Below are 17,698 nucleotides of genomic sequence, written 5' to 3'. Positions count from 1 at the left end.
TTACTTTAGAAAGTTTAATCTAAACCGGTATTACCAAAATTCGGACAAAAAAAATCCACCCGTTTCCGAGTGGATTTTATTTAGAAAAGCTGTAGGGTTAGCTTTTGTAGATTACCAAATTGTAGCAATTTTTTCTGCAGGTTGACGCATAGGATCACCTTCCTCTACATTAAATGCCGCAAAGAACTCTGGCATGTTAGAAAGGGTACCATTTACTCTAAACTCAGTTGGAGAGTGTGGGTCTGTTTGTACCTGGGTTCTGAGATATTCATCTCTTGCGTTTCCTTTCCAGATTTGACCGAATGCAATAAAGAACCTTTGCTCTGGAGTAAATCCATTGATTTCTTCTTCCTTTTTGCCCTCTAAAGATTTTTGGAACGCATAATAAGCGATGGTTAAGCCACCAAAGTCGGCTATGTTTTCTCCAAGAGTTAGTTCTCCGTTTACTTTAACCTCGTCGTTTCCTTCAATAGGAGTGTATTGGTTGTATTGTTCAACTAATATTCCAGTCTGTGCTTTAAACTTTTCAAGGTCTTCTTTTGTCCACCAGTTTTTAAATAAGCCAGTAGCATCAAATCTAGCACCTTGATCGTCGAAACCATGAATCATTTCGTGTCCAATAACCGCACCAATTCTAGCGTAGTTCACAGCATCTTCTGCATTAGGATCGAAGAATGGAGGCTGCATAATTCCCGCAGGGAAAACGATTTCGTTTTGGATAGGATTGTAGTAGGCATTTACCATGTGCGCAGGCATACCCCATTCGGTTTTGTCTACTGGCTTACCGTACTTGTCTAGCATGTCTTTAAACTGCCACTGGTTTACCGCCATTTTGTTTGCAGCATATGATTCGCGGCTAATATTTAAGCTGCTCATGTCTTTCCACTCATCAGGATATCCTAGTTTACGTGTAAACGAAGCCATTTTCTCTTTGGCCTGCAATTTGGTGCTATCCGACATCCACTCTAATTGCTCTAGGCGCTCGCCAAGGGCAGCTTGTAGGTTGTCAACAAGTGCATTGATTTTTTCTTTTGCCTCAGGAGAAAATGCTTTTTCTACAAATGCTTTACCCATTACATCACCCACAGATGAAGTCATAGCGTCAATAGCTCGTTTCCAATCTTCTTTCATTTCCTTAGCACCACGCATGTATTGGCTGTAGAATGCAAAGTTTTGCTGCTCCATCTCTGGAGTTAGCGTAGAGGCCATAGCATTGATAAGCTCCCACTTAAAGTAGAGTTTCCAATCGCTAAGCGGCATGTTTTTAATGGCTTTATTGAACTTAGCCATATATTTTGGCTGCATTACGATTACGCTATCAAAATCGGTTACGCCAATAGCTGAGAAATATTTATCCCAATTGAAGTTGTTCCACTGTTTTTTGATATCCGCATATGCCATTTTATTGTATAGCTTGGAAATATCACGCTGCTCAACGCGGTTCATCATATCTCCAGCCAGCTCTGTTTCAATCGCAAGGATTTTCTTTCCAGCATCTTTGCTGTTTACGTTTGCAAGGGCAAACATTTTGTCAACATGCTCAACGTACTTAGCTCTGGTTTCAACAGATTTTTCATCCTGCTTAAAGTAATATTCCTTGTCTGGTAAACCCAAACCGTGTTGACCAAGGTAAACTGCGTAAACCTCGTTATCCTTTAAATCTTCGAATATTGAAAATCCAAAAGGTGTAGAACCTACAGTTTTGTGGAAATCGGCTAAGAAAGTTTCAAGGTTTTCTTTAGTCAACCCATCAATTTTATCTAATTGAGACTGGATAGGAGCAATTCCATCTACGGCTCTTTTTTCCTTATCCATGATGCAGTAGTAGTAATCTCCTACTAACTGAGTAGCCGAACCTTTCTCTGCAGTGTCGTTTTTAGAAGCCTCATTAAGAATTTCTTTAATGATATCGTTATTGCGATCTTTTACTTCGTTAAAACTTCCCCAACGCGACTCACTTTCTGGTACTGGGTTGTTTTTCATCCAGTTACCATTGGCAAAGCGGTAGAAATCTTCTTTCGGAGAAACGGTGGTATCCATTCCGTTCCAATCTACAGAACTAAGTTTTTCAGATTTTTCACCTGCACCACCGCATGCCGATAAAACGGCAGCAGCTACAGCAGCTACTATTACATTCTTTTTCATCGAAAAGGATTTGACGATTAATCGCGCCAAATGTATTGTCCTAATTTAGAACTTGGAAGTTTAGCTTTATGCTAAGATTGTAAACACAAAGGGGCTTTTAGGTCCAGATTGAATAACTGGCGAGGAGTAATAAAACCAACAATCCAAGGTAGGAAACTACCTTAATCCAAGTGCGATTATCGTATTGGGTAAGTATTTTGAGATTGTAGTAGGCAAGAAAGGGGGCGAGGAGGAAAGATAGGGTCGTTGCAAAATCTACCAGACTTTTTAATGAGTCTCCAAATGAAAAAAGTACAAACCATGCTCCCAACGCATTAAAAACCACCCAAAGCTTTTTATTGGTGAGCCATTGCGGGGCCTGGAATTCTTGTAAACTACGTTCGGCACTTGTAGGATATGCGTCTAAACAAGTTATAAGGGTGCTAACCATAGTTGCTACTGCCGCGAATGCAATAATGGGGTAACTCCAGCTGCCTAAAGTAGACGCGTACATTTTCAAAAATGCTGCTGTAAACCCTACAGCACTTGTTGGTAATTCAACATTTGTTTGGAATAAAGTGGCAGCTCCAAGCGCAATAAATAATACGGCCATTATAGCTGTTCCCCAATATCCAATATTGAAATCTTGAAATTGCTGCCTTTCTGATTTTTCATCGTTTGATCGAGTAATCCATATCGACTGCCACAAGGTAATGTCCATTGGAGCAGGCATCCAGCCAAGAAAGGCAATTAAAAAGGCTAAATCTTGATGGTGCGAGAAATTGAACTGACTAAGAGAAAACGTGGGTAGGAGATCGGCCAGCTTATCAAGTTTTAGAAAAAAGCATATCAGGGTAGCGATCCCTAGCAAAAGTACTACCCATTTTAGATAATCGGAGAGCTTTTTGGTGTTCGAAGAGGCCACCAGAATACCTGCAAGTACGAGCAGAATAGGGTTTACCCAGTTGGTGTTTTCTAGGCCGAATAAATTAGCAACTAATCCAGCTGTAACAATGCAAATGGCCGCAATAACAATATGCATGGTTCCAAATGTGATGATGGCAAAAATTGCTAACGCCCATTTGGAATGATTTGAATAGGCGGCAACTAAGTCTTTGCCCGATTTTAAGGGGATTAACGCTCCTGCTCTAAAGAATCCATACTTAAGAATGTGAATAAGGACAACAGCAATTATGAGTACCAAACCATAATTTGCCCCCGCCCGAGTACTTTGTACCAAATGGGAAACTCCAATGGCCGCTCCTGCGTATAGTAATCCGGGCCCTAAATTTTTGAATAAGCTGCTCATCAAACGCTTAACCGCTGGTTTATTTAGATTAATTCTGTATTAAAAATCAAGACAAAAATCTGACACAACACAGCGAATGTATTCAGAAATTTGCAGCCGATTAGCCGTGAAGAACCTTTTAATTCTTGCCATATCACATAAAGAACTGTGTGTTGAGGAGGTGGGTAAATTCCACATAAGTCCAGACATACAGGCAGAGAAGCTTCAGGAAATTAAGCGGAAGTTTAATATCCAGGAGTTAATGTTTCTTTCTACCTGTAATAGGGTGGAGTGGATATTGTCTGGAATTCCCTCCGACTTCAACTATCCGGCATTTTTGGCCCGTGTTTACCCCAATGTTGCTATAGACTTGCTTAAAGAATTTCAACCCTACCAAGATAAGGTAGCTGTTGAGCATGCTATGAAAGTAGCGGCTTCTATGGAGTCCATGGTGGTTGGAGAACGCGAAATTATTACTCAATTTAGGTCTGCTTTTGAGTTTGCGGAGAAAAATAACTTGGTAGGCGAGAGTATAAAATTGTTGGCGAACGAAGTGGTTTTAACTGCCAAACGTATATTTTCTGAAACCGATATCGCTACCAAACCTGTATCAGTGGTTTCCATTGCGTTTAAAGAGTTTCAAGAGCTTACGCATCCCAAAGACGCCAAGGTAGTGGTGGTAGGATCGGGTCAAACTAACACCAATTTCCTGCGCTTTCTAAAAAAGCATCATCCAGGATTTAGTTATACCATATATAACCGAACCTTGGAAAGTGGTGAAGAGCTTGCTGCTATGGTAGACGGATCCGCAAGGGAATTGAAATTCCTTTCAGAGCACCAAGGGGATGTAGACATCCTGGTTGCCTGTACTGGTGCTGAGCAGGCTATAATCAATCACACCATCGTTGATGCTTGGAGGGAAGGAAATAATACTTTGCCAAAAGTTGTAATAGACCTCGGGTTACCAGCCGATGTAGATCCAACGGTAGCCGATGATATAGGAGCTAATTTGATTTCTATGGCGCGTTTGCAGCCTATTTCAAAAAGCAATTTAGCTGCAAGACATCAAGCCGTAAGAGCTTGTTCTAAGATAATTGCTGAATCACTTGATAACTGGGATAAGGTGATAAGAAACCGTCAGCTGGAATTGGCCCTTCAAGGGATTCCTGCTGAAATGAGAAAATTTAGAGATAGAGCAGAAAAGGAAATATTTGCAACCGAATTGGAGCAAATGGATGAATTATCCCGAAAAACGGTAGAAAAAATGCTCGATTACCTCGAGAAAAAATACGTGGGAATTCCATACAAAATAACCAAATCGGTACTGCTCGATTAAAACATATTCTTTTGAGTAAAAAAATAATAATAGGATCTAGAGGAAGTGACCTCGCCCTGTGGCAAGCTAATTTTGTAAAGTCGAAATTGGAAAACGCTGGGCACCCCTGTGAAATTAAAATCATTAAAACTCAGGGGGATAAAATTCAAGACCTACCCTTCGATAAAATGGAAGGAAAAGGATTTTTTACCAAAGAAATTGAGGAGGCCTTACTTAGAAATGAAATCGATCTAGCGGTGCATTCGCACAAGGATTTGGAAACAACCAATCCTCCAGGATTAACGATTGCCGCGGTAAGCGAAAGAGCGAATCCGCATGATTTACTTTTAATAAGAAAAGAGGCCTACAATCCCACTGCCAATCTAAATTTAAAGCCTGGAGCTATTGTGGGTACCTCGGCTGCTCGTAGAATCGCCCAATTACACAGATATATAGCGCCTGATCAAATTAAAATGCTTCGTGGAAATGTACCCACTCGCATAAATAAGTTGAGAAATGGGGAATACGATGCAATATTGATAGCAGCAGCGGGAGTTGAAAGACTTAATTTGGATGTATCTGATCTTGTAGCGGTAGAGTTAAAACCAGAAATATTTGTACCAGCGCCAGCACAGGGCTTTTTGGGTATTCAATGTAGAGAGGAAGACCCCGTGGTAAGGGTTGTGCAAGAAGTGTTGGATAACGAGCAATCCAGAGCAATAATTAATCTGGAGCGGGGTGTTTTAAAGGCCTTATCAGGAGGGTGTCAGGTGCCTTTGGGTGCTCATGTCCTTATTAAGGATGATGGAGTTGCTGATTTTTGGTTAGCCTATGCGCCAAGCACATCTGGTACGGCAGATCATACCCTGCTTCACGGAAAGGATTTTGCCCGTTTGCATGAGGAGGCTTTACTATGGATAAAGCAGCCTGAAAAAAAAAAGTAATCAGCACTTTTCTCATCCAGGATAAATTCTCCGTAAAAGCACGTTTGGCTAAATTGGGTATGGACTTATTTTTAAAGTCCTACATCTATTTACAGCTAACCAATGAAAGGATTCCAGACGCCGAGTGGTATTTTGTGCAAAGTCCCAGGGCTGCATCCCTTATAGGTTCTTCCAAAAGAATTAAATCCCGATTGAAACTAGGGAAAATAGCCGCGTTAAGTGATGGAACAGACAAAGCACTATCGAAAATTGGATTAACTACAACTTTTGTTGGGAGTGGGAATTCTACAGAGTTAATTGCCCAGCAGTTTAAGGATTGCGTTGGAGAAAATGAGAAGGTAATTATACTATCTGGTAATAAGAGTCTGGATAAAGTATATATGGGTTTAGATCAAATCAATGTTGAAAAGTGGGTTTTTTATAAAAATAACTCATTGGAAATCAAAGAAAATGATGGGTATACTTATTATCATTTCACAAGTCCCACACAGATTGATGCATTTTTAAAACAAAATCAATTACCCAAGGATTCTCAAATCGGGGTTGTTGGTAAATCCACCGAAAAAATGCTTTCAGAAAAGGGGATAAAATCTATTTTACAGGAAGATTTCAGTGAAGATGCGATGATAAAGTTATTTTCGCGCTCCTTACAACCTTGATATGCGATTATTCAAAAAGCTTTTCTTGGCAGTATTTGTTCTAGCAATTGCCACTCTCATTGTACAGTTATCTCAAAACGATATACATGCTAGGTCTTCTGGTTCACCAGGGGGGTACTCTGGTTCTATAGGAGATGGTCAAACCTGCCGAACTTGTCATAGCGGGCCAAATGCAAGTTCAATTGAGAATGCAATCACGTCTGATATACCTGCGTCTGGATATATTCCAGGTGAGATTTACAACATTTCGGCAACCATTCAAGAATCTAATAGGAACCGATTTGGATTTGAGCTAACGGCAGAAACGGATAATAATGTTAAAATAGGAGAGTGGATTTTAACTGCGCCAGACCAAACGCGCCTAACCAATTCTAATAAAGTAGTAACCCACACCTCGTCCGGAAGAGTTGGGTCGGGAACTAAAACTTGGGAAATGCAATGGAAAGCACCTGAGGTAAGTGCCGGAGCCATAACATTTTATGCTGCACTAATGGCTGCGGATGGTGCAAATGGTAACTCAGGCGATAACGTGTATGTAAGCCAAAAGAAAGTTGATCCAGTTTCTACCTCTGTTAAGAAAAGAGAGAAAAGAAACTTAAATCTCTCTGTTTATCCTAACCCAGCAACCAACAGAATCAACCTAGATTTTCCGGAGGGAATGAATGAAACCTACGGGGTGTATATTATCGATGCAGGCGGTGTGGTAAGAGCATTCTACGAAAAAAGAGAATCTAACGGTGGTAAACTGGCTTTAAGTGTGGGTGACCTAGCTTCGGGACAATATTATGTTCGAGTATTTAGCGAGAATTACACCGCGGTAACTCCATTTTTAAAGAGATAAACTGAGTAAAATCAGTATATAAGCCCTTTACTTCTAAGTATTTACATAGGAAATTGCGTATTGGTTTATTTGATTTGCATAAAGTCAATCCCCACATATGCGCAAACTCTTATTCCTTCTTTTTCTTTTTGGCTTTTCTTTAATTAATTTCTCGCTCAAGGCACAGGATACTATCTGCCCTGTTGTAGATACTTTGCCTTTTACCACCGATTCAACGCACTTCAAAATTTGGAACGGGGAATCTTACGAGCAATTTTTTGTGAAGGGAATGAACTTGGGTATCTCTGTCCCGGGAACGAGTCCGGGAGAATTAGCGGCAACCACAGAAGATTATTATCGCTGGTTTACGGAAATCAAGGATGCGGGGTTTAATGCCATCAGAATTTATACGCTGCACTACCCAAGATTTTACCACGCCCTAGACTCCTTTAACACTGCCAATAAGAATAATCCGCTTTTTGTTTTTGTTGGAATATGGCTAGAGGAAGAGTTAGAGGGATACGATCTCGATTTATACACCTTAACAGATACCTTTGATGTTAATGGCCGCATTGCTGTAGACGCGGTGCACGGAAATGCTAATGTACCTTGTCCAAGAATTGGTAAGGGATGCGGTGAATATACTACTGATATTTCCCAATGGGTAATAGGCTACATTATCGGTAGAGAAGTGTATTGGGAAGAAGTGGTTAATGCCAATTTGCGCCATCCTACAAACACATCTTTTGTTGGACAATTTTTATCGGTGGATAGTGCACAGCCAGCCACTACATGGTTGGCCCAGCGAATGGATAACGTGCTAAAACACGAAATGAATAACTATGGAACCGCAAGACCTATTAGTTTTTCAAGTTGGCCAACATTAGACCCCATCGATCACCCATTGTTTCCGGGTAGAACCTATTTAGTGGAGGATACTGCTTTTTTTGATTTAACCAGAATAGATCACAGTCGCGCTCCAGGAGGAATTTTTGCCTCCTTCCACGCCTATCCATACTATCCACCTTTTATTGATGAAGATCCTAAATATCAAGGTAGGCAAGATCACCTTGGTGAAAATCCATATTTGGCCTACATAGAAGATATGGCGGCGTTTCACAAAGGTATGCCCCTATTAATTGCGGAGTTTGGTACCCCAACCTCCTGGGCTAGTGCAAGTGATTCGAGAAGTAATATGAACCACGGAGGAAACTCATCTAATCAAGTGGGAAATAATGCTATTCGAATGTTTCGAAATTATCAGCAGGCCAATATTGCTGGAGGGTGTTATTTTGCTTGGATAGATGAATGGTTTAAAAGGACTTGGATAACCGATGAGGTTGATTTTAACGTCTATAGCCGACAAAGATGGCACAATCTCATGGCTGCAGAACAGAATTTTGGTCTTAAAGAATATGTTCAAGCTAATATCAGTTTTCAGTCCACACAATTTTTTGGGGTAACAGCGCCTATAGTATCAGTTGAAAATGCTGCTAGTTATGCTTATTTCCACACAAAATTATTGCTCAATGATCCCATTGAAGCAGGTGATACCCTTTGGGTAGGTATAGATACTTACGATAATGCAATAGGGGAAAGCATTTTGCCCAATGGGGTGAGCAGTAGCAACCGAATGGAATTTGCCTTGGAGCTAACCTCAACCTCGGCAAACCTATACGTTACAAAAGCCTACGATATCGATGGTATTTTCTTCGGAATAGATAAAGAAGAAATTTATAAGCCAGGACAACTCTACCGGTCTATTGTTTCCAATGGCGCAGAATGGGTCTTGATGCAGTGGCATAACGATGAATTAGATGTCAATGCAATACAGAAAATTGGAGAGTTAAAAATCAATCAGCCAGGTGAAATCCTAAATTCTATCTCTTATGCCAATAATAATACTGAGGTAGAAATTAGACTGCCTTGGACTATGATTAATTTCACCGATCCAAGTCAGATGGAAGTATTACACGATGATACTGCAACACGATTTGTGAAAGAAACAGCCGTTTCCGATGGTGTTGCCTTCACTTTTTTCTACGAAAATCAAAAGTTGGAAACTACGAATAGATATTCTTGGCAAAAATGGATTACCACTACTTTTCCATACCAAGAGCAGTTTAAGGAGGCATATTTTCTAGTTAAGGATAGCTTAATTACGATGGTATCAAATCCAACCATTGGTCGATGCGATTATTATCAATTCGAGGCAAATAAAACTACCACCGTAGATGCTAGTAAAGGGGTGCTTTCCAATGATTTTCAACTCGATGGTAAAGTGCTAAGGGCTCAACTGGGTACGCAACCTGCAAGGGGAAGTGTTAGCCTAAACCCTGATGGGTCATTTGTGTATATACCTGAGGATTCTATAAAAGGCAATGACCAGTTTACCTACTTTGCTTTGGGTGAAGGTTTACCAAGTAGGGAGGTTTCGGTTTATGTAAATATTGTAGATACTATTACGGGTGGAGAGCCGCCAGAGCCCCCAGAACCACCTCAACCACCTGAGCCTCCGGTAGAACCTCCGGTTGAGCCTCCATTGGTAGATTTAGAGGCTGAGATTGTAGCGCTAGGTCCAAACCCAAACGAGGGTGTATTTAGATTTGAATCCGATGTATTTGTAGATAAATACGAGATCCGAGATAGTAAAGGACAATTAATGAAAGAGTCCTTTATTCTAGACGTAAAGGGAACGGTAGACTTATCTGCCTTAGATGATGGAATGTATTATTTCACGGTATTTGCTGGCGAGCAAATTATATCCAAAAAAATACTCTTGCGAAGAGAGTCTAACTAGCTCGTGAAGTTCACTTTTTTGTGAGAACCATCACAGAATGGCTTTTTTGAGGAGGCTCCGCAGCGACATAGTGCTGTGGGGCCTTTTTTAATTTCCTCCTCTCCCTGTTCATTGCATATAATCAGGTCTTGCTGTATGAGTATTGGGCCGTCTTTAGCCAAAGTCACTTTAGGCTTATCCATTTTAGTTTCGTTTTTATCTTTTAGAAAAAGAGCACCAGAGGGGCAAGTCTGTACCTGTTTTATAATCGCAGATTTATCCGCAGCATTTAAGTCAACCCAAGGTTTTCTTTTAGGATTAAAAACCTCTGGCAGACCGTGCCAACATTTAGCACTGTGGATGCACCTATCTGGATTCCAGCCAACAGTTAACTCGCCTTTTTTGTATTCTTTTTCCATGAGAATTTATTTAAATGCTGGGATGCCCGTTACATCTGCACCCGTAATTAAAAGGTGGATATCGTGAGTCCCTTCGTAGGTAATTACTGATTCTAAGTTCATCATGTGTCGCATGATGCTGTACTCATTTGTTATACCCATAGCTCCCAGTATTTGGCGACTTTCCCTAGCAATTTGCAATGCTATGTGAACGTTGTTTCTTTTGGCCATACTGATTTGTGCCGTGGACGCCTTACCCTCATTTCTCAATGTACCTAATCTCCAGGCTAAAAGCTGAGCTTTAGTAATTTCAGTTACCATTTCTGCAAGCTTTTTTTGAACTAGCTGGAAGGAAGCAATGGGTTTATCGAATTGAATTCTTTCTTTGGCGTATCGAAGTGCTGTATCGTAACAGTCCATGGCGGCGCCAATTGCACCCCAAGCGATACCATACCTAGCTGAATCTAAACATCCAAGAGGGGCGCCAAGACCGTCTTTGTTAGGGAGAATATTATTTTCTGGAATAAACACATTGTCAAAAACCAATTCACCTGTTGCCGATGCGCGTAAACTCCATTTTCCATGGGTTTCTGGAGTAGTAAAGCCCTCCATTCCTCGTTCTACAATTACACCCTTTATTCTACCCTCTTCATTCTTAGCCCAAACCACAGCAACATCACAAAACGGAGAGTTAGAGATCCATAATTTTGCTCCATTCAGGAGAAATCCTCCATCGGTTTTAGTAATTCGGGTAACCATTCCACCTGGGTTAGAACCATGGTCTGGTTCGGTTAGCCCGAATGACCCTATCCACTCACCAGTGGCAAGCTTGGGAAGGTATTTTTTACGATGTTCTTCTGAGCCGTATTTCCAAATGGGATACATTACCAAAGAGGTTTGCACTGATGAGGTTGAACGTATTCCAGAATCTCCACGTTCTAGCTCCTGCATTACTAAACCATAAGATATTTGATCTAATCCTAGACCGCCATATTCTTCTGGGATATAAGAACCAAATCCACCAATTTCGGCCAAACCTGGAACGAGTTGTTTCGGAAATTGAGCCTTTTCATAAGCCTCCTCAATGATGGGAGACAATTTCGCCTTTACCCATTCACGAGCAGAATTTCTAATTAATTTGTGTTCTTCGGTAAGTAATTCGTCTATATCGTAGTAATCTACACCTTTAAATAAGTCGCTCTTCATATGATATTCTGTGGAAACCGTTAATATGTTTTACCTTTGTAATCTAACGCCAATGTTAAAAGAAAAAACTTGGAATTTATAGCGAAAGCACCCTTTAATTCCTTTCTATCCTGGCACTTCTACTTTATAATAAGTCAGTTGCTAATATTTGGTTCACTGCGATTAAGCACGGGATTAAGTTGGCCTCAATGGATGTCGCTTGTAGTGCGCCCTAACCAGGAGTCGGATAATAACAGCCTAAATTTTCTTAATGTCTCGCTAACTACTTTAGGCTGGCTAAATGTTGCCTTTACCATAAATCTTGTAGGACAGTATTTTAACTGGGATGCATTTTCTTTTACGGGGAGCTATAGTTATTTGGTAAGCGCCATAGGGGTTGCTTTTTGGATCGCGATCTATATGTTGCTTTTTAATTTTGGTTTTTGGCTATCCGATGAAAACCGCGTATTCCTGTATTTAAAGAATTCTTTTTATCGAGTTTTTCGATTTTATGGCTTAATAGGTGTGCCTATTAATCTATTGTTAATATTTATTCCTCTTGGAAGTGTAAAGCCACTGCTGTATCTCGCTATAGCATTGATTTTAATACTGTTAGGTATTCGGATAATTCAAGGAATAAATTTCTCCGTGAAAAAGGGGCTTTCGATATGGTATATAATTTTGTACCTTTGCGCGCTCGAAATTACACCCCTCTTATGCTTGGCTAAGGCCATCATTTGATAAAGTGTATTTGGCTTAGTTCAAACAAAATCGAATATTGTTTTGAAAATTAAAAGCATTCTTATTTCACAGCCGGCCCCTTCGAACGGCAAAAGTCCCTATTTCGAAATTGCTGAGAAGCATAAAGTGAAGATTGACTTCCGGTCATTTATTCATGTTGAAGGTGTTGAGGCTAGGGAATTTCGCAAGGAAAAGATCAATATTCTCGATCATACTGCGGTTATTTTAACCAGTAGAAATGCAGTGGATCACTTTTTTCGCCTTTGCGAGGAAATGAGAATTACCGTTCCAGATACCATGAAATACTTCTGTATCTCGGAATCTACCGCCTTCTATCTTCAAAACTATATCGTGTACAGAAAGCGTAAAGTTTTTGTTGGAAATCTTCGTTTCGAGGAGTTGATGGACTCGATCAAGAAGCATAAAAACGAAAAGTTCTTATTGCCTTGTTCGGATATTCAAAAATCTGAGATTCCAGATCTTTTAAATCAGGCGAACATCAACTTTACTAAGGCGGTAATGTATCGCACTGTGGCTTCGGATCTTTCGGATTTAAAGGATATAAAATACGATATGTTGGTGTTTTTTAGTCCTTCTGGAATTGAGTCTTTGTTTAAAAACTTTCCAGATTTCACTCAAGACAATACCAAAATTGCTGCTTTTGGTCCAACTACTGCTAAGGCAGTTAAAGATCACGGCTTAAGATTAGATCTAAATGCCCCGCTTCCAAATGCACCTTCTATGTCTATGGCAATAGAGCAATTTTTAAAGAAGTAGTCTATAGTAATTGTTATACTTTTGAAAGCACCCAATCGGGTGCTTTTTTTATGCCTAATACATTCCCCAAATCAGAGAAATTGAAATCTAGAAAAGCCATCAAGTCGCTTTTCGAAGGAGGAATCCGTATTGGTAAATTTCCAGTCCAAGTATTTTATTTACCTGGCGATACCGACGAAGCAAATGGAGTTAAGGCGGGCTTTTCGGTATCTAAAAGAAAGGTGAGATCTGCGGTAAATAGGAATAGGATTAAGCGTTTGATGCGTGAAGCCTATCGCTTAAATAAATCCGGCTTGCTCGAAATCACTCGTGATAGGGGTATAAGCCTTAACGTGTTTTGGGTTTATCAAGCCACCGAAGAATTTAACTTTACCGAGATAGAATCAAAAATAAGTTTCCTTATAAATCGTTTGATTGAACAGTTGCAAGAAGATGAAAAATAAATTTTTTAAACGACCAATTGCTATCGCAACCCTAGTGATAGTGGTTTTTTCGAGTTTAGCTTTTACCGTTAGGGAGCGAAACCTCTTCGAAATAGCTAAGAACATTGAGATTTTCACTTCCATGTATCGTGAAATCAACATGTATTATGTGGATGAAACCAAACCTGGGGAACTGATGCGCACGGCAATAGATGCCATGCTATCTTCTTTAGACCCCTATACCGTTTATATTTCCGAAGCCCAAATAGAGGATTACCGATTCATGACCAATAGGGTTTATGGTGGAATTGGAGCTACTATTCGTCAAATGGATGGAAGGGTAGTTATAAGTGAGCCCTATCCAGGATTTCCTGCTGCTAAGGCAAAGTTGAAAGCGGGTGACGAAATACTTGCAGTTGATGGTGAGTCGGTTAAAGGGAAACCTACCTCTGAAGTTAGTGATAGACTGAAGGGACAGGCGGGTACAAAACTTAAACTTAAAGTTTTACCGTATGGTAGTACTCAACCTAAGGAGGTTGAACTAGAACGCGAGAATGTGAAAATGGACGATGTTTCGCATTTTGAGATGCTATATGACAGTATTGGCTATGTTAAATTAGATGCCTTTACCGAAACGGCATCATCTGAAGTAAAAGAGGCTCTGGAGCAGTTTAAATCTAATGGCGCTAAGGGCATTATTTTAGATTTACGCGGTAATGGTGGGGGACTATTGAGAGAAGCGGTTGCAATCGTTAATTTCTTTGTTCCCAAAGGTTCTTTGGTAGTAACAACTAAGAGCAGAATTGAAGAGCAAAACTCTGAACACTATGCCTTAAACGAACCTCTGGATACCGAAATTCCATTAACAGTATTGGTTGATGAGCGATCGGCATCAGCCTCTGAGATCGTTTCAGGAGCGCTCCAAGACTTGGATAGAGCGGTTATTATTGGGTCAACTACTTTTGGAAAAGGATTGGTACAGAACGCGGTGGATTTAAGCTATAATTCTAAGCTGAAACTTACTATTGCTAAGTATTACATCCCAAGTGGGAGATGTATTCAAAAAATAGATTACTCGGAGCGCGATGAGTTTGGTCTACCTACTGAGGTTCCAGATTCGCTACTAAAAAAGTTCCAAACCAAGGCTGGAAGGCCCGTGATGGACGGAAGGGGAATAGAGCCAGATGTGAAAGTTGAGGATGAGGAAGCGGGTAGAGTTATTGGTGGAATTTATGCCAAGGCGTTGTTTTTTAAATACGCCAACGATTATGTATTAAAGCATGACTCTATTGTTGCTCCAGCTAAATTTAGAATTAGCGATGTAGACTATGCAGCCTTTGTGAAAACAGTTACCGAGGCAGATATAGACTATTCCACCCAGTCTTCGAAATATCTAGATAAGGTTATGGAGGTTGCAAAACGTGAAAAGTATTTTGACGATGCCTCGGAAGACTTTAAGATGCTTTCTCAAAAATTAGAACCGAACCTAAATCGAGATTTAGAAAAATTCGAGTATCAGATTAGAAACATCTTAGAAAACGAAATTGTATCACGTTATTACGCAATTAAAGGAAGGTTACAACATTCGTTAAGTGACGATCCAATTATGGATTCTGCAATGAAATACCTGAATCCAAAGTTGCAATCAGAATTGTTAGCATTATCTAAGTAAAATGCCATCAAGGGGGGACCTAGTCAATTTAAGTAGCACACTGTTCTTGTATGCATTGTGTTTAGTAGTTGTGGGATTGCCCTTGAGTAAATTTCTGATTTCTGTAGGTAGTTTATTAATGGCAATTGCCTTTTTTGTCTACCTGCTTTCTAACCAAAAGGCCGTTAAAACATCTGCACCGCTATTAAGGGTATGTGGTTTTTTAATTATTACTGGGGTAGTATTTGCTTGGCTCCTAATTCCTGGAGATAATTTTGACCATGCATTAAATGATATCCGAATAAAGGCTCCCATTCTGGCATTTCCTTTGTTTTTTGCCTATGGTCCAAAAATCTCTGCGAAATGGAGAGATAGGGTGTTGCGTATATTTCTAATGGCATCTGCTGGTTCAGCTTTGACTACCTGTGTTCTAGCCTTTTCAGATTTGGTTGGATGGATGGATTTGGAATTTAGGGAGTACAGCCCATTTTTTTCCCATATCAGATTGAGCCTCAATCTTGTATTGGCCATTCTTCTGCTCGTGTTTGTGGGGGATGGGTTGTTCGAAAAGAAATACCGAATCCTTCTGTTTGTGCCTATGTTCCTGGCACTTATCGTTCTCCAGTCGGTTACTGGGTTAGGCATTTTATTTCTTGCTGCTTTGGTTTCTATCAAGCGATTGGTGAAATCCCGTCTGGGTAAATTGCTGGTATTGCTCGCCATTCTTGGGGTAGGTTATGTTGGTTTTGAGGTGGTATCCTACTTTATCCAAAGAGATCAACCACAACCAAATCAAGAGAGTTTTATCACCGAAAACGGACATTATGTACATACGATTTCGGATGATGACGGAATGGCTCGTGCTTGGGAACTAAAAAGTAATATTTCTATAGATAGTACCTCCGATAGAGGTTATAACCTTAGAGGTGCTTTATTGCGATACCTGAGTTCCAAAAACTTAACCAAGGACAGCATCGGTGTTGCAAAGCTCAGTCAAAGGGATATAGCCCTCATTGAGCAGGGAATAACGAATTATAAATATCCTTCTTGGTGGCCCTTAAAAAAACGTTTCGAAGCGATAAGGTTTCAAATGGAAAATTATTTCAGTAACGGAAATCCAAACTCTAATTCTGTTGGAATGCGCCTGGTTTACTGGGAGTTGGGGTTAAAAATTTTTTCGGAGCGTCCATGGATAGGGAATGGGGTACAGAACTTAAAAGCTAATTATGCTGAGGCGTATGAGTCCTTTAGGTTTAAAATAGATGAGAAGTATAGGCGACGAGCACACAATCAGTTTCTTACCTTTTTAATTTGCTATGGGGTACTTGGATTTTCCCTCATTTCTCTTGGTTTTGCTCTGGTGATCTTCCCCTGGCGCGCTCAGCATGTAGCACGATTATTTTTATTGGTTTTGTTGGTTTCATTTCTTGCGGAAGACACCTTAGAAACACAAATGGGGGCAACTTTTGCTGGTTTTTGGATGGCTTGGTTTTTTATAAAAGGAAATCACAACAAAGAAGCGTAGATTTTCTCCGTTTTTTTAGCCATGGCCTTGGCGCTAAAGTTTTGGGCTAATTCTGCTCCACACCTCCCCATGCTTTCCGCAAGATTTGAGTCTCGGTAGAGTAATAATAGGTTTTTTGCAAACTGATTATAGTCTCCTGGTGGGCATAAAAGACCATTTTTCTCGTGTTGTACCAATTCTGGAATACCTCCAGCTTTGGTTGCAATAACGGGGAGTTTAGCGAACATGGCGTCAATAATGGAGGTGCCCAAACCTTCTGTTGAAGAACTTAGAGCAAAGACATCAAAATCGCTTATTATCTGATGTACATCGGCTCGGTAGCCCAGTAGTTTAACTGTTTTGCTTAAATCATTTTCTTTTATAAAGTGCTCAATATGCTCTCGTTCTCCACCCTCGCCAACTAATATTAATTGGGCATTTTCATTTGTTGGAATCTGATTTAAAAATTCTTTCCAAGCTTTAAGTAGGCAGAGGTGGTCTTTATGGGGGGCTAATGCTGCCACACATCCTACCAACCATGTTTGGGGTGGGATATTTAATTCCCGCCTAAGAATACCTTTAAAAGTCCCAATCTTTTCGGCGTCAACTCCTGAATAAACCGTTTGAAGTTTTCCTTTATTCCTTTGTAGGCTGGCTTTACATATCTTTTTTATCGTTTCCGAAACACAAAGGATGGCACTAATTCTATTATGCTCATACTTCCATTTGCTTAACACATTCCCTCCTATTGGGAAATCTACTCGCCTGGATACTACCAAGGGAATATCCAGCTTTGAAATAATAAGGGCAAGAAGGGCAATAGTATGCGATTTTGAGTCGTGGGTGTGGATAAGGTGGTAGCGGTTGGTTTTTAACAACTTTACGGTGGAAGTAATTCTTTTCCCTAAACCATGGGTTTCAAAAAACTCAAAGTCCACATCTTTTGCAAAACCTTTTCTTCCTAGTTCTGCATCTATGGGGCATAAAACGGTATGGAATAGGTTAGAACTACTCTTTTCGATTAGGTAGGCGAGTTGTTGTTCACCTCCGCGCCAAGTTTTAGGGGTAGATATGTGTAAAATCTTCATCAT

The 17,698-nt window shown here is 40.2% G+C and carries 15 protein-coding genes; 10 read left to right on the top strand and 5 right to left on the bottom strand.

Features of this window, described 5'->3' with window-relative positions:
• Window positions 1-111: 111 nt before the first annotated feature.
• Together FRX97_RS00480 and FRX97_RS00475 are read right to left on the bottom strand one after the other, a co-directional pair.
• On the bottom strand, window positions 112-2,145 hold the full coding sequence (locus FRX97_RS00480) for a M13 family metallopeptidase (RefSeq protein WP_147012268.1): 2,034 nt from the start codon (window positions 2,143-2,145) through the stop codon (window positions 112-114).
• Between the two features lie 97 nt (window positions 2,146-2,242).
• Window positions 2,243-3,433, bottom strand: coding sequence for an NRAMP family divalent metal transporter (locus FRX97_RS00475; RefSeq protein WP_147012266.1), 1,191 nt, complete (start codon window positions 3,431-3,433; stop codon window positions 2,243-2,245).
• Between the two features lie 106 nt (window positions 3,434-3,539).
• Between FRX97_RS00475 and hemA the strand changes: the two genes are divergently transcribed.
• From hemA to FRX97_RS00450, 5 genes are all read left to right on the top strand, one after another.
• Window positions 3,540-4,748 (top strand): glutamyl-tRNA reductase, encoded by a 1,209-nt coding sequence (gene hemA, locus FRX97_RS00470; protein WP_170226960.1) that lies wholly within the window; start codon window positions 3,540-3,542, stop codon window positions 4,746-4,748.
• Between the two features lie 11 nt (window positions 4,749-4,759).
• Window positions 4,760-5,671 carry a hydroxymethylbilane synthase gene (gene hemC, locus FRX97_RS00465; protein WP_147012262.1) on the top strand — a complete coding sequence of 304 codons (912 nt, stop codon included), beginning with the start codon at window positions 4,760-4,762 and terminating at the stop codon, window positions 5,669-5,671.
• 59 nt (window positions 5,672-5,730) lie between these two features.
• Window positions 5,731-6,330 (top strand): uroporphyrinogen-III synthase, encoded by a 600-nt coding sequence (locus FRX97_RS00460; protein WP_147012260.1) that lies wholly within the window; start codon window positions 5,731-5,733, stop codon window positions 6,328-6,330.
• A gap of 1 nt (window position 6,331) precedes the next feature.
• The gene (locus FRX97_RS00455; protein WP_147012258.1) at window positions 6,332-7,171 is read left to right on the top strand and encodes a choice-of-anchor V domain-containing protein; all 840 of its coding nucleotides are present in this window, start codon (window positions 6,332-6,334) and stop codon (window positions 7,169-7,171) included.
• A 97-nt stretch (window positions 7,172-7,268) separates the two neighbouring features.
• A complete protein-coding gene (locus tag FRX97_RS00450) occupies window positions 7,269-9,950 on the top strand; it encodes an Ig-like domain-containing protein (protein WP_147012256.1) in 2,682 nt (893 codons plus the stop codon).
• Here FRX97_RS00450 and FRX97_RS00445 read toward each other — a convergent pair.
• The gene (locus FRX97_RS00445) at window positions 9,947-10,348 is read right to left on the bottom strand and encodes a (4Fe-4S)-binding protein (protein ID WP_147012254.1); all 402 of its coding nucleotides are present in this window, start codon (window positions 10,346-10,348) and stop codon (window positions 9,947-9,949) included. The two genes, FRX97_RS00450 and FRX97_RS00445, sit on opposite strands and share 4 nt — an antisense overlap.
• 6 nt (window positions 10,349-10,354) lie before the next feature.
• Entirely contained in the window at window positions 10,355-11,533 is a 1,179-nt protein-coding gene (locus FRX97_RS00440; RefSeq protein WP_147012252.1) for an acyl-CoA dehydrogenase family protein, read from the bottom strand.
• A gap of 192 nt (window positions 11,534-11,725) precedes the next feature.
• Here FRX97_RS00440 and FRX97_RS12450 point away from each other — a divergent pair, with 192 nt between their 5' ends.
• The 5 genes from FRX97_RS12450 (at window position 11,726) to FRX97_RS00415 (ending at window position 16,628) form a co-directional block, all read left to right on the top strand.
• On the top strand, window positions 11,726-12,253 hold the full coding sequence (locus tag FRX97_RS12450; protein ID WP_223266538.1) for a DUF4271 domain-containing protein: 528 nt from the start codon (window positions 11,726-11,728) through the stop codon (window positions 12,251-12,253).
• Window positions 12,254-12,295: 42 nt separating this feature from the next.
• Complete coding sequence (locus FRX97_RS00430; protein WP_147012248.1) at window positions 12,296-13,030, top strand: uroporphyrinogen-III synthase; 735 nt, start codon at window positions 12,296-12,298, stop codon at window positions 13,028-13,030.
• 50 nt (window positions 13,031-13,080) lie between these two features.
• Window positions 13,081-13,473 carry a ribonuclease P protein component gene (gene rnpA / locus FRX97_RS00425; protein WP_147012246.1) on the top strand — a complete coding sequence of 131 codons (393 nt, stop codon included), beginning with the start codon at window positions 13,081-13,083 and terminating at the stop codon, window positions 13,471-13,473.
• A complete protein-coding gene (locus FRX97_RS00420; protein ID WP_147012244.1) occupies window positions 13,463-15,124 on the top strand; it encodes a S41 family peptidase in 1,662 nt (553 codons plus the stop codon). Before rnpA ends, FRX97_RS00420 begins: the two co-directional genes overlap by 11 nt.
• A 118-nt stretch (window positions 15,125-15,242) precedes the next feature.
• Complete coding sequence (locus FRX97_RS00415) at window positions 15,243-16,628, top strand: O-antigen ligase family protein (RefSeq protein WP_170226958.1); 1,386 nt, start codon at window positions 15,243-15,245, stop codon at window positions 16,626-16,628.
• Here the strand turns inward: FRX97_RS00415 and FRX97_RS00410 are convergent.
• On the bottom strand, window positions 16,610-17,698 hold the full coding sequence (locus FRX97_RS00410; protein ID WP_170226957.1) for a glycosyltransferase family 4 protein: 1,089 nt from the start codon (window positions 17,696-17,698) through the stop codon (window positions 16,610-16,612). The two genes, FRX97_RS00415 and FRX97_RS00410, sit on opposite strands and share 19 nt — an antisense overlap.

Origin of the sequence: Luteibaculum oceani, assembly GCF_007995015.1 — a bacterium.
GTDB lineage: Bacteria > Bacteroidota > Bacteroidia > Flavobacteriales_D > Luteibaculaceae > Luteibaculum > Luteibaculum oceani.
Note: the sequence above shows the minus strand (reverse complement) of the source record. Positions and strands in the feature narration are given on the sequence as shown.